The 12,927-nt window shown below is 44.0% G+C and carries 12 protein-coding genes; 8 read left to right on the top strand and 4 right to left on the bottom strand.

What is annotated here, in order from left to right; all coding sequences use genetic code 11:
* Window position 1: 1 nt before the first annotated feature.
* Complete coding sequence (locus tag ACQCT8_RS09975) at window positions 2-1,846, bottom strand: prenyltransferase/squalene oxidase repeat-containing protein (RefSeq protein WP_426870657.1); 1,845 nt, start codon at window positions 1,844-1,846, stop codon at window positions 2-4.
* Between the two features lie 200 nt (window positions 1,847-2,046).
* Between ACQCT8_RS09975 and ACQCT8_RS09970 the strand changes: the two genes are divergently transcribed.
* On the top strand, window positions 2,047-3,513 hold the full coding sequence (locus ACQCT8_RS09970; RefSeq protein WP_426870655.1) for a protein adenylyltransferase SelO: 1,467 nt from the start codon (window positions 2,047-2,049) through the stop codon (window positions 3,511-3,513).
* A gap of 330 nt (window positions 3,514-3,843) precedes the next feature.
* The gene (locus ACQCT8_RS09965) at window positions 3,844-4,056 is read left to right on the top strand and encodes a hypothetical protein (protein WP_426870653.1); all 213 of its coding nucleotides are present in this window, start codon (window positions 3,844-3,846) and stop codon (window positions 4,054-4,056) included.
* 46 nt (window positions 4,057-4,102) lie between these two features.
* Here the strand turns inward: ACQCT8_RS09965 and ACQCT8_RS09960 are convergent, their stop codons facing one another.
* The gene (locus tag ACQCT8_RS09960) at window positions 4,103-4,804 is read right to left on the bottom strand and encodes a DUF5694 domain-containing protein (RefSeq protein WP_426870651.1); all 702 of its coding nucleotides are present in this window, start codon (window positions 4,802-4,804) and stop codon (window positions 4,103-4,105) included.
* 188 nt (window positions 4,805-4,992) lie between these two features.
* On the opposite strand from ACQCT8_RS09960, the gene ACQCT8_RS09955 reads away from it, so the two are divergent.
* From ACQCT8_RS09955 to ACQCT8_RS09945, 3 genes are read left to right on the top strand one after another with little or no spacing between them, the layout of a single operon-like run.
* Window positions 4,993-5,469: a DUF2975 domain-containing protein gene (locus tag ACQCT8_RS09955; protein WP_426870650.1), complete on the top strand. Its 477-nt coding sequence runs from the start codon at window positions 4,993-4,995 to the stop codon at window positions 5,467-5,469.
* A 9-nt stretch (window positions 5,470-5,478) separates the two neighbouring features.
* The gene (locus ACQCT8_RS09950; protein WP_426870648.1) at window positions 5,479-5,703 is read left to right on the top strand and encodes a helix-turn-helix domain-containing protein; all 225 of its coding nucleotides are present in this window, start codon (window positions 5,479-5,481) and stop codon (window positions 5,701-5,703) included.
* A gap of 46 nt (window positions 5,704-5,749) precedes the next feature.
* Window positions 5,750-6,256 (top strand): hypothetical protein, encoded by a 507-nt coding sequence (locus tag ACQCT8_RS09945; protein ID WP_426870646.1) that lies wholly within the window; start codon window positions 5,750-5,752, stop codon window positions 6,254-6,256.
* Between the two features lie 38 nt (window positions 6,257-6,294).
* On the opposite strand, the gene ACQCT8_RS09940 is transcribed toward ACQCT8_RS09945, so the two are convergent.
* The gene (locus ACQCT8_RS09940) at window positions 6,295-6,480 is read right to left on the bottom strand and encodes a hypothetical protein (protein WP_426870644.1); all 186 of its coding nucleotides are present in this window, start codon (window positions 6,478-6,480) and stop codon (window positions 6,295-6,297) included.
* 256 nt (window positions 6,481-6,736) lie between these two features.
* Here ACQCT8_RS09940 and ACQCT8_RS09935 point away from each other — a divergent pair, with 256 nt between their 5' ends.
* Window positions 6,737-7,606 carry an SDR family oxidoreductase gene (locus ACQCT8_RS09935; RefSeq protein ID WP_426870642.1) on the top strand — a complete coding sequence of 290 codons (870 nt, stop codon included), beginning with the start codon at window positions 6,737-6,739 and terminating at the stop codon, window positions 7,604-7,606.
* A gap of 263 nt (window positions 7,607-7,869) precedes the next feature.
* On the opposite strand, the gene ACQCT8_RS09930 is transcribed toward ACQCT8_RS09935, so the two are convergent.
* On the bottom strand, window positions 7,870-8,718 hold the full coding sequence (locus ACQCT8_RS09930; RefSeq protein ID WP_426870640.1) for a sialate O-acetylesterase: 849 nt from the start codon (window positions 8,716-8,718) through the stop codon (window positions 7,870-7,872).
* Window positions 8,719-8,965: 247 nt separating this feature from the next.
* On the opposite strand from ACQCT8_RS09930, the gene ACQCT8_RS09925 reads away from it, so the two are divergent.
* Window positions 8,966-9,541 carry a TetR/AcrR family transcriptional regulator gene (locus ACQCT8_RS09925; RefSeq protein ID WP_426870638.1) on the top strand — a complete coding sequence of 192 codons (576 nt, stop codon included), beginning with the start codon at window positions 8,966-8,968 and terminating at the stop codon, window positions 9,539-9,541.
* Between the two features lie 82 nt (window positions 9,542-9,623).
* A complete protein-coding gene (locus ACQCT8_RS09920) occupies window positions 9,624-12,791 on the top strand; it encodes a bifunctional cytochrome P450/NADPH--P450 reductase (RefSeq protein ID WP_426870636.1) in 3,168 nt (1,055 codons plus the stop codon).
* The last annotated feature ends 136 nt before the right edge of the window (window positions 12,792-12,927 follow it).

Here is a 12,927-nt window from a genome sequence, read left to right as displayed (position 1 = left end):
TTTACAACGAGGCGTATTTTTTCAGTACGATCAGCGGCCAAATGTAATTATAGCTGTGATAATATACATAGAAATTTCCCGGAAGTCCTGCGCCAGTCGGATAGCGGTACGTCCAGTTTTTTGTTTTCAGCTGCCGTAATAAAGACTGAATCCCGCGTTCAATGGCGGGGGTTTTTTGCTGATGCACACTGAGCAGAGCGTCGAGTGCCCAGGCAGTTTGAGAGGGCGTGCTTGAATCGAGGGGGACATACTGCATTTCCTGGTCGCTTAAACAGGATTCACCCCAGCCTCCGTCTTTATTTTGAACTTGTTCTATAAAGGAGACTGCTTTTTTTAAGGCTGAATCCTTTTCATTCAGTCCTGCAGCAGAAAGGCCGGTAACCGCCGCCCATGTTCCGTACAGAAACGAAATGCCCCATTTTCCGTACCAGGAGCCATCAGTCTGCTGATTCTTTTTCAGCCAGCGAATGGCCTGCTGAATAGCGGAATGCTGAAAAGGGAGACGAGCTTCACTGCTTAAAAATTCGAGTGTACGCCCTGTTAAATCAGCCGTAGAAGGATCAATGGCAGCATGGGAAGCACCATCCATCGGTACGAAGGTGAGCAGCTGATTTGTTTTTCCCCGTTCAAATGCCGGCCAGCCTCCGTCCTCGTTTTGCATTGCTAGAACCCAATTTAATCCCCGGTTAAACGGCTCTTTAAATAAGTCTGAAGACGTCCCGGGTGAGAGTGCCCGCAAGGCAGCGGTTGTGTCATCGACATCCGGGTGAATGGTGTTGCTGTCTGAGAAACCCCAGCCGCCGGGGGAAGCATCTTTAGCTGTCAGGATCCAATCCCCGTATTTATCGTGCTGAGATTTAAGCAAATAAGCTTCTGCTTTTGTCCGTTTTTGCATCGGAAAAGAAGTATCCTTCAGCGCGTGGGTCAGGAGAGCTGTGTCCCATACAGTTGAAGTGGAGTTTTGAATATGCCAGCCGTTATCTGTCCGGCAGCGGTGTGTTTTTAATCCTGAGACCGCCTTTTGAATCAGCGGGTGCTGCTTTGAATAGCCGGCACTGAGTAAGGCATAGATCATGTAAAAGGTAGAGGAAACATAGCTGTATAATGTTCCGTCTCCTTCAATTCGCTGCAGCATATAAGTGACGAGACGTTGTCTGGCCTGCTGATGAACAAGATGGGGGAGGCCGGCAATCGTTGAAGCTGCTTGATAAATGCCAGAAAGGAGGGAGCGGGACTGCTCGTTTTCCGGTTTAGGCAGATTCCGTACTATAAATCGGCTCATATCGGGGATGTCCTTGTCGCTAAGCTGAAAACGGCTGTCCGTTAAAAGGAGAATTGGCCCCATATGCACACGCGCATAGCTGCTGAAATCATAAAAGGAAATGGGCGAGGAAGCAGGAAACAAAATGAAGTGGACAGGCAGATGCATCAGGTTAGGCCAAGGATATTGCCCGTGAATCGCCAGCATGATCTTCGTCATGGAATGAGCGGATCCCAGCCCTCCCTGTGCCAAAATGAAGTGAGCGGCTTTTTGGGCTGCCTCCTCAGTTTTTGTCCAAAAGCCTGTATATAAAAGCGCAAAATACGCTTCAATGGTAGCAGAAAGACTGCCGTTATCACCGGGGTATAACGACCAATATCCCTCAGGATGCTGAAGGGAAGCAACCCTGCCGCCAAGCTCTTGAATCAGATGGTCATCCCCTGTTAAGGTTTTTAGCAGCAGCATCATATTGGTGTCCGACATCAGACTGTTTTCAAAGCAAAAACGAAAACTCCCATCCGGTGCCTGATGAGTTTCGATTTCTTTGATTAACTGTCCGATCGTCTCATCCACTTGGCTCTGCATGTTAACTCTACCTCCAATCTCATCCTTCTTATTTTTATTCTTCAGAAAAGGTTTTATGAAAATAGAGAAAATCATTTTACTCCTGTCATAATGAGGGAAAAGGTATAATAAGCAGGCAGGAGAAAACACTAACAAATCAGATGACCTAAATGCATTTATACCTAACAAAATAGATTTCTGCAGTAGATAAGGAGGATTCGATGACACAAAGCAACGCAGGTTGGAATTTAGAAAACAGTTATAGCCGTCTGCCGTCTATCTTTTTTGCTTCACTTGATCCTAAACCGGTGCAATCACCCGAAATTGTTCAGTTTAACGATTCATTAGCCGAGTCACTTGGATTAAGCAATGACGCTTTGAACAGTGAAAAAGGGGCAGCCATATTTGCTGGAAACAAGATGTTTGAAGGGTCCATGCCGATTGCGCAGGCTTATGCCGGTCATCAGTTTGGCAATTTGACCATGCTCGGTGATGGACGTGCCCTGTTAATCGGTGAACAGATCACTCCTGAAAATAAACGATTTGATATTCAGCTGAAAGGCTCCGGACGCACGCCATTTTCAAGAGGCGGAGACGGACGCGCAGCACTCGGTCCCATGCTTCGGGAATATGTGATCAGTGAAGCAATGCATGCACTTGGCATCCCGACGACACGCAGTCTGGCTGTGGTAAAAACGGGGGAAGAAATCATACGTGAAACCCTGCTTCCTGGCGCTGTTATGACGCGGGTGGCATCGAGCCATTTACGTTTCGGAACGTTTCAATATGCAGCGGGTGTGGAGGAAGGCAAGGAACTGAAGGCTCTCGCAGACTACGCAATTGAGCGCCATTACCCGGAGCTTGCGCACGAAGAAAACCGCTACCGGGCGTTTCTTAGAAAAGTGATTGAACAGCATGCTGTACTCATCGCCAAATGGCAGCAGGTAGGCTTTATTCACGGTGTGATGAATACAGACAATATGACGATCAGCGGAGAAACGATCGATTATGGACCATGTGCTTTTATGGATGCATATGACCCTGCAACGGTTTTCAGCTCCATTGATGTGCAGGGGCGCTACGCCTATGGCAATCAACCTAAAATCGGTGGATGGAATCTTGCCCGCTTCGCAGAAACACTCTTGCCGCTGCTGCACGAAGAGCAAGAAAAGGCAGTGGAAATTGCGCAGAATGAAATTGAAGCATACGGAAAACTCTATCACGAACAGTGGCTCAGTAATATGAGAGGAAAGCTTGGACTTTTCGGTTCAGAAGAGGGAGACGAAGAGCTGGTTGAAGAACTGCTTGGGCTGATGAAAGATCATAAATCAGATTTTACAAATACATTTCGCATGCTGACAGATGGCACAACAGAGAACGACGGACTTTTTACTTCACCTGAATTTAAAAAGTGGGAAACGAAGTGGAAGGAAAGACGCAGCAGCCAGACTCAGTCGCAGGATGAAACGAAAAAAAGGATGCAGCAGCATAACCCGGTTATCATCGCGCGCAATCACAAAGTGGAAGAAGCACTTGAAGCGGCGGTTCGGTACGATGACTATACTTTACTCACCAATCTGCTCGAAGTGTTATCAAGCCCTTACGACTATTCAAGCAGTACACAAAGTGAATACTGCATCCCGCGGGATCCTTCAAACGGGCGTTATAGAACATTTTGCGGAACTTGATGACAGCATTTATCCATATGAAACGGAGCTTGGGACAAAAGTGTCACAAGCTCTACGACCGGTTCGCTGCGCTTCAGGCGGACGCTTTCCGCAGGGACGGCGCTGAGCCTTTCCAGGACGTTGCCCTGTAAAGTCTCAGCTTGCCGTCATATCCTGCAGGAGTCGCCACCTTCCGCTCCGCTCACCTACTACTAGTAATAAATATATCCTCATTTTTTAAACTTTTATGAGTTATGTCCCAGGCTCGTTTTTTACATACAGCCGCCTCTTGTACATCAGGCTTCAGTTTGAAATAATGGGAGCTTGTCCTAATTGGAAGGAGTGGTTCTCTTGTTTCAACAGCTTCTACAAAAGAACAGCAAACAGGTTTTTGTGATTTCACAGGTTGTCATTGCAGCATTACTGGCACTTTCGGTTTATTTGTTTTTTACGAAAGAAGCACCGATAGCCAAAACACTCGCCGCGCTTTCTTTTGCAGGGAACGGGGTTTTATTTGTTATTTCCTTAATCGGAAGCTATCGAATGAAAAGGGATAATCTGTGATCCTTGCGGATATCTCTCTTCAGTCTTCTCTTTTAAAATAGTATCCTTACAAATAGTCAAGCGGCTCCACAATCTCGCAAACCTCACTTTCCTTAAGAAAATTCGTCACGATGGCTGAATGAGAGGAACCGACAATAAATAGAATTCTGTCTTCTTTCAATTCTGCAAGACGGGCTATATTAGCAAACAGGATTAAATTCCGCTCATACCACCAGCTAAGCCATTTCATGCCGACATAATGGTTTACATCTCCAATTCGTGCCAAATTTACGTACATCCTATGCAAACTTTCAAGCCAGGCGGGGTCGTTTAATTCTCTGTAATACTCTACTACACTTTTGGATTCAGTTAACGCTGGGATGGTGAGTCCATGCATGATTTCCTTGTAACGTTCAGGCTGGTTCTCTTTTGCCCACATCTCCACTTCTCCATAGCCCATTTCAGCCTTTCCCATCCAATCAACTGCATAGATCTGTTCATGATCGTACTGCTGGGCGAGACGGAAGCCAATTTGATCGATCTCATTCATTTCCAAGCTGTGGGTACCGGCTTTATAACGTTTATATTGATCGTTCAGTACCGTATTTTTGTCTGCCGGCATTTCCACTGCGATTTTTGTCGGTGCGAATCGTGCAAGGCTGGCAGTGACTTCCTCAATTTCAGCCTGTCTCTTCTTAGAATGCAGCGTTTCATTTTCAGACATATGGAAACTTCCGAGGATAAGGGTCTTTGCTTTTTCTTCTTTCAACTCAATTCCTCCTTGCAGACGTATTAATAAGGTTTTTTTACACTTATTACCACATTAGAATACCATAACCATCTGACTGATGAAACGGAAACCTTTACTAATGATACTAATAAAAGATAAATATTTATTGATAATCAATAAATATAAAGGTATACTATACTCAAAATCAATAGCGAGGATGGGAACGAATGAAAAAGGGGACAATTCATTTTCTTAAGGCTGTCATTATAATGATCGCTGTTACAATTTTGCTTTTATGTGTTTTTTTGCTTCCACAGCAAGCGGAAAACGCGGCGCATCAAGCTCCTGAATTCGCCAGTTTGCAATATCCTGTTTTATTTGGCCTGTACGCGACCGTTGTGCCGTTTTTTCTTGCGCTGTATCAGGCGTATAAGTTATTGGATCTTATCGCGGACCGCCGTGCATTTTCATCCTCTTCAGCGGCTGCATTGGGATGGATTAAATCAAGTGCGTTTGCGATTATGTTAATCTACATGGCAGGCATGGTTATGTTGGCAATCATGAGTGCGCTGCATCCAGGCATTGCACTGGTCGGTCTGGTGATCTTATTTGCTTGTTTAACCATTGCCACCTTTACGGCCGTTCTTCAAACACTGCTAAAAGATGCGCTGACATTAAAATCTGAACATGATTTAACGATTTGAGGTGATAAGATGGCGATTGTAATTAATCTGGATGTAATGCTCGCAAAAAGAAAGATGAGTGTAACCGAATTATCGGAAAAAGTGGGGATTACTATGGCGAACTTGTCCATTTTAAAAACCGGGAAAGCAAAAGCGGTGCGCTTTTCCACTCTTGAAGCCATCTGCAAAGCGCTGGATTGCCAGCCCGGCGATTTACTGGAATACCAGCCGGACGAAAAACAGGAAGAATCCTGAAACCAATAGAAGCCTCTTACGTAAAGAGTAAAAAGGGGTGGAAAACGTGGAAAATATCGTATACTTCTCAGACCAGTTTTTCTCAACAGGAAGAAAGGATATTTGGAATCGTTCAAAAGAAAAGATTGGGGTGCTTGATTTAAAAAGCGCCTTCACTTCAGATGTCAATGTCGAAAATGCCGATGGGGAGTTAATGGTGCAGGGAGGATTTCCTTTCTTATCAGGCAAGTGGCTCATCAAGCAGGGGGATGGCACAGAGCTTGGCGAGGTAAAAGGGAATATATCCTTTTTTTCGAAAAGCTATCGCTATACATCAAATAGAGGCCGCTTTGAAATAGAGTCGCCTGCATTTTCAAGAGAGTATCGTGTGGTGGATGAAAACGGGAAAGAAGCAGCCACATTTAAAAAGGTCAACGGATTCTTTGAGGCTCCTGCCTATGAACTAATTAACATGTCAACATCCCTTTTAACGGATGAACTGATTGCAGTGGTCATGGGCGTGAATGCAATTGAGAAAAGAAGAAATGCCGCTGCAAGCAGCGGAGGAGCATAATAAAAATCCGGCTCAGATAAAACCTGAGCCGGATTTTTTTATTTCCCCAGAACCGCTAAAAAGGCTTTGAAGATTAGATAAAGAGAAAATACGATGATAGCAACAATCGCGATCCAGGTGAAAACTGGGGTGAGGCTAGATAAAAATGTACCGGCTAAAGGAACTTTCAGTAAAGCGAAACCGGCGGCAATACCAGCGAGCAGCAGAAAAATGAATTTGTCCATTGTCATCTCCTCCTCTTTGTAGAGTGTATGAGTGAGCAGAACTTTTATGTTCAAATTGTGAGAAAAAAGAAATGAATTCGTCATGTATTTTTCTCATTATGGGAAGTAAGACGTATGCTTCTTAAGGGAATTTATTCCTTGAAATGAAAAAGATCTATCTGCACACGCTTACATATGTTTGCAAATTTTTGTATGAGGAAAAGAGTACTGTCGACAAAATAAAGAAAACCGAAATAAAAAAGGAGAGCGATCAACCATGGATATTCAAAAACAGCAGCAAAATGGCCAGCCAAACCAGACGCAGGAAAAGCAGCCAGGGATTGAATCCAAGATGGACCCTCGTCCAATTCAGCCGCTTACCTATAAAGGAAGCAATAAACTCGCAGGCCGTGTAGCACTCATTACAGGAGGCGACAGCGGAATTGGCCGGGCTGTAGCAATCGGCTACGCAAAAGAAGGCGCCAATCTCGCCATTAACTACCTTGAAGAGGAACAAAGCGATGCAGACGAAACGAAAAATCTGATCGAGCAAGAAGGGGTTCAGTGTCTGTTAATTCCTGGTGATGTGTCAGAAGAAGCAGTGTGCAAAAATTTAATTGATCAAACGGTTGAGCACTTTGGCAAGCTTGATATTCTGATTAATAATGCAGCGATCCAATTTCCAACTGAAGACATTCAGGATATTTCATTTGAACAGTGGGATAAAACCTTTAAAACGAATATGTACTCTGTCTTCCACATGACAAAATTTGCGATCCCTCATTTAAAACAGGGAAGCTCCATTATTAATACAACGTCCATTAATCCATATGTAGGAAACCCGATCTTAATCGACTATACCTCTACGAAAGGCGCCATTGTAGGCTTCACACGCAGCATGGCCGCAAATCTTGTGGAAAAAGGCATTCGTGTAAATATGGTTGCACCTGGTCCGATTTGGACGCCATTAATTCCGTCTACGTTTGATGGAGAATCCGTGGCTGAATTTGGTCAGGACAATCCAATGGGACGTCCGGGACAACCGGCTGAACTGATGGGGCCGTATGTACTGCTTGCTTCTGATGAAGGCTCTTATATGACAGGACAATGTATTCATGTCAATGGCGGTCAGTTCACATCATCTTAAGATAAACAGCCGAATATTCTTCTCCAAGCATAGACGAGCACGATTTATTTACCAATTATTGAATTTGATGTCAAATCAGAGAGCCTGGGACAAATGTGTCTCAGGCTCTCTAACCGGTTTACTGCGCTTCAAATGGATGTTTTCAGTCAACTGTCATAGTAATTAGAACTATCTTAGTTTTGCTAATGCCGGGAGGAAATACGTCCTGGTTATCAAGCCAATAAGTCTTAAAGAAAGACTTATTGAAGTTGTGGAGAAAATGTTTATTTACTTTCATTAATAGAAGAGATAGTAGTAGTAAACTCCTCAAAATTTATTTGTCCTAAAGCAAATTTCGTACTTTGAGCAAATATACGTTCATTTTTTGTTAATTCACGCCTTGCTGTCTTTTCAATCCATTCATCCTCTGAGGCTAAAGGATCTAAAATATGCTTTTGTTTTGAAAAAGCTTCATAGTATCTTAATCCAAATCGTCTTTGGGAGACAGCATTAATATGAATGCCATCCGGATTTGCTGTTAAGTCTTTTGAAGTTGCAAAATAGCAATTTTTTTCGGTATGAGCAACCGTAGATAATAGCTGGTTGATTTCTTTATACTCTACAGCGCTTTTACCAAATCCAGCTTCTCCAAGATAATGTCCCAACTCCCCTATAATAATCGGGATATCTGGTGCATTCAGTTCTTCTCTCAAATGTTTAAACAATAATCGGAGCTTTTCTTCATACGTTTTATACCGTTCTCCGAAACTGTCACTTTCTCCTTGATGCCACAAAATGCCGATTAGTTCACTTGATTCCATAGCGAATTTTACTTCAGAAATCGCATGTCTTGTTAATACTCCATCAATTTTCCACTCATCAATAGAACTTCCACCTTCAGCACATGGGATCAAGCCAATCCTCTCACCAGGATGATCCTCTGTCCAAGCCTGAGCAAAAGAGGCTGCTGGTCCGATACCAGATACGTGGCGATCAAAATTAAGCGGCTCCGCCATCATTTGCCATCTGCCGTTTCGCAGCATATGTATCTGCTCATTATAAATCGGTGCTGTTTCCTCCATAAAGCCTCTGCCTGCCATGTTTGATTGTCCAATTAATAAGATCGATTTCATAGACAAACCTTCTTTCTTTGCTCAGACCTAATTAACCTAAGCAGGATTAATAGTATAGTAACCAGAGTTTTTCAGGCACGTCAATCCCGGAATCTAAGTGGTGGTTATGAACAGGCCATTCATTTATCCCGTTAACGAAATCTTCACAAAAAGTAGGTACAATGTTTGATTGAGATGGGGTTTTTTAGTGTATACACTTAAAGAGGAATGAATGTTCATTCCGTTATGTAGAAAGGATTGAATCATGATGCCAACTGCAGTAAATAAACGAGACAGCATTGTATCCAGCGCTTTAACCTTATTTGCTGAGCGGGGATTTGATGCGACGACCATTCCAATGATTGCGACATCAGCAGGCGTTGGAGCAGGTACGATTTATCGTTATTTTGAGAATAAAGAAGAACTTGGAAATACCATTTTTCAGGAGTATGTTAAAACGTTTACTGAAACTCTTGAGGATGAATTTCCATTTGATGAATCGATTCGAAATCAGTTTCACCATATTTTCAAATCCATGGTGCGTTTTACAAGCAAGCACAATCAGGCACTCTATTTTATTCGAACCCATAGCCATGCGCATTTTTTAACGGAAGAAAGTCATGTCAGTTTTCAGGGTCTGCTTAATCTATTAAGAAGCCTTTTTGATTCAGGGAAAGAGAAGAAAAAAATTAAGGCGCTGCCAACTTCAGCTTTGATTGCGATTGTATATGGAGCGTTTTTAGAAGTGCAGCGGCTCGTTCAAATTGGAGAGTTAGAACTTAAAGCAAAACTGCTTGCAGAAATAGAAGAAAGTATGTGGGACGCTGTCCGTCTAAACGCTTGAGGAAAACATTTTTGTTTTTCTCTCACCAAACGGAATGAACGTTCATTCCGTTTCCGAATCTATAGGAAGAGGTGCAAATCAAATGACAAACACAAATCAATTTCCACAACCAAAAACATATGGACCGCTGGGCAGTCTGCCTGTGATCGATAAAGAGAAGCCCCTTCAATCGTTTGGGAAGCTTGCCAGAGAACTGGGGCCTATCTTTCAATTTCAATTTCCTGGCCGCATAAGCACATTTGTATCGAGTGCCGCCTTAGCTAAAGAAATTTGTGATGAAACGAGATTTGATAAAAAAGTCGGTCCAGCTCTGCAAAAAGTAAGAGCATTTGGCGCAGATGGTCTGTTTACCAGTGAAACGAAAGAGAAAAATTGGAAAAAAGCGCATAACATCCTGCTGCCAAGCTTTAGCCAGCAGGCAATGAAGGGATACCATGAGAAAATGGTCGATCTTGCTGCTCAGCTTATACAAAAATGGGCTCGCTTAAATCCAGTTGATGAGATTGATGTGCCTGAAGATATGACACGTTTAACTCTGGACACGATTGGTCTTTGCGGATTTGATTATCGTTTTAACAGCTTTTACCGGGAAAACCCTCATCCGTTTGTGGACAGTATGGTCAGGGCATTGGATGAGGCAATGAATCAAACGCAGCGGCTCGGTATTCAGGATAAGCTGATGATCAAATCAAAAAAGCAATTTAACGCAGACATTGATTATATGTTTTCTTTAGTAGATGAATTAATTGCAGAACGGAAGCAAAATGGCGATCAGGGAGAGGATGATCTTCTTTCTCATATGTTAAAAGGCGTGGATCCTGAGACAGGGGAAGCACTCGATGATGAAAATATCCGTTATCAGATCATTACCTTTTTAATCGCAGGACATGAAACAACGAGCGGTCTTCTGTCATTTGCTGTCTACTATCTTATGAATAACCGGGACAAGCTTAAAAAAGCACAGCAGGAAGTCGATGAAGTGCTGGGCGATGATGTTCCTGACTATAAGCAAGTGAAGAAATTAAAATATGTACGCATGGTGCTGAACGAATCACTTCGTCTATGGCCGACTGCCCCGGCGTTTTCTGTATATGCCAAGGAAGACACAACGTTAATCGGAAAATACAAAGTGGAAAAGGATGATGTGTTCACACTCCTTATCCCAGAGCTGCACCGCGACCCATCCATTTGGGGAGATAATGCGGAAGCATTTATTCCGGAACGTTTTGAGGATGCGGCTGCGATTCCCTATCATGCCTATAAACCATTTGGAAACGGGCAGCGTGCCTGTATCGGCCAGCAGTTTGCACTTCATGAGGCGACGCTTGTGCTTGGCATGGTATTACAGCATTTTGACTTTATTGACCATAAAGGGTATGAGCTTGACGTTAAAGAAACGTTGACGCTTAAACCGGATGGATTAACCATGCGCGTTTCACCACGGAAGGCAGCGATGTCCTTTCCTGCAGCATCTCAAGAACCGGAAAAAGAAGAGGCAGAGACCGCAGCTGCACCAGTCGATTCGCATGGCACACCTCTGCTCGTTCTGTATGGATCAAACATGGGAACGGCAAAAGGAATCGCTCGGGATCTTGCTGAAAACGGACGCAGACAGGGATTTCATCCAGAAGTTGCTTCATTAAATGAGTACGCGAATCAGCTTCCAAAAGAAGGAGCTGTTCTCATCGTATCAGCCTCCTATAATGGAAATGCGCCTGACAATGCAGGAGAGTTTATCTCATGGTTAAAAGAGTGTCAGGAAGGAACCATGGACGGGGTTCACTATGCTGTCTTTGGATGTGGAGACCACAACTGGGCGAATACATATCAACGCATTCCAACGTTGATTGAGGAGCAAATGGAGCAAAAAGGAGCGATTCGTCTATCAGAGACAGGGTACGGAGATGCAAGCGATGATTTCGAAGGAGAATATGAAAAATGGACGAAGGCTCTCTGGCCGAATATTGCCAAAGCATTAGATATTGAGCCGGCACTTAATGATCAAGTAACCAGCTCGATCACCATGAACTTTGTCAGTAATGTGAGTGATACTCCTCTTGCCAGAACGCATCATGCTTTTACAGCAGTTGTGAAAAGAAATGTTGAATTACAACACCATGAAGAAAGCGGCAGAAGCACACGACACATCGAATTCACGCTGCCAGAGGGAGTTCAGTATCAGGAAGGCGATCATATCGGGGTTCTTCCTCAAAACCCGGCGGAGCTTGTCGAGCGAGTGCTCAGTCGATTCGGTTTAGATGGCAATGACTATGTTAATTTGACGGGAGATTCAGGAAAAGCTTCTCACCTCCCAACAGAGCAGCCTGTGAAATTGCATGAATTACTTGCGAATTACGTAGAGCTGCAAGACCCTGCTACGCGTTCTCAAATACGGGCACTGGCGTCTCACACAGTATGCCCTCCACATGTAAAAGAGCTTGAGGAGCTGGTAGAAGATGAAACGTATAAGCAAGACATCCTGAAAAAACGCATTACGATGCTCGACCTGGCAGAAAAGTATCTAGCCTGCGAAATGCCATTTGAACGTTTTCTGGCATTATTGCCTCCATTAAAAGCAAGATACTATTCGATTTCAAGCTCTCCTCTTCACAAAGAAGGAGAAGCGAGCATTACGGTAAGCGTCGTGCGCGGAGATGCCTGGAGCGGCAAACGGGAATACAAAGGAATTGCATCAAACTATCTCGCATCCCGGTCTGAAGGAGATAAGACAGCCTGCTTTATCAGTACGCCGCAATCCAACTTCCAGCTTCCTGAAAACACCGAAGCGCCAGTCATTATGATTGGACCAGGAACAGGAGTGGCACCGTTTAGAGGATTTATTCAGGCCCGCCGCGCTTTAAAAGAAAAAGGGGCGGCACTCGGGACGGCCCATCTGTACTTCGGATGCCGCAACCCGGAACATGATTTCCTCTACCAAGAAGAATTAGAGCAAGCTCAGCAAGAGGGTCTTGTAACCCTGCACACTGCTTTTTCAAGATGTCCAGGTCAGGAAAAAGCGTACGTTCAGCATCGGATCGCAGAAAATGCTACAGATCTTCTGCCATTATTAAAAGAAGACGGGCATCTGTACATCTGCGGAGACGGAGGGCAAATGGCGCCTGCCGTTGAACAGACCTTGATTGAGAGCTATCGCCAACTCTATCAAACTACGAATGATGAAGCGGCTCAATGGCTGCAGTCATTAGAGGAAAATGGACGATTTGCAAAGGATGTCTGGGCAGGGGCGTAAATGGCAAAAGCACTGTAGATAACCACTACACACAAAAACAGATGTCTTAAAAAATCGAAACAGCACCCAAATCCACTGAAGCTTTAACAAAAGCTTCGGGGATTTGCCGGTGCTGTTTTTTCTTTAACAAACAACC

It is taken from the genome of Jeotgalibacillus proteolyticus, from assembly GCF_050107735.1.
GTDB lineage: Bacteria > Bacillota > Bacilli > Bacillales > Jeotgalibacillaceae > Jeotgalibacillus > Jeotgalibacillus proteolyticus_A.
This window is presented reverse-complemented; position numbering and strand designations above follow the sequence as displayed.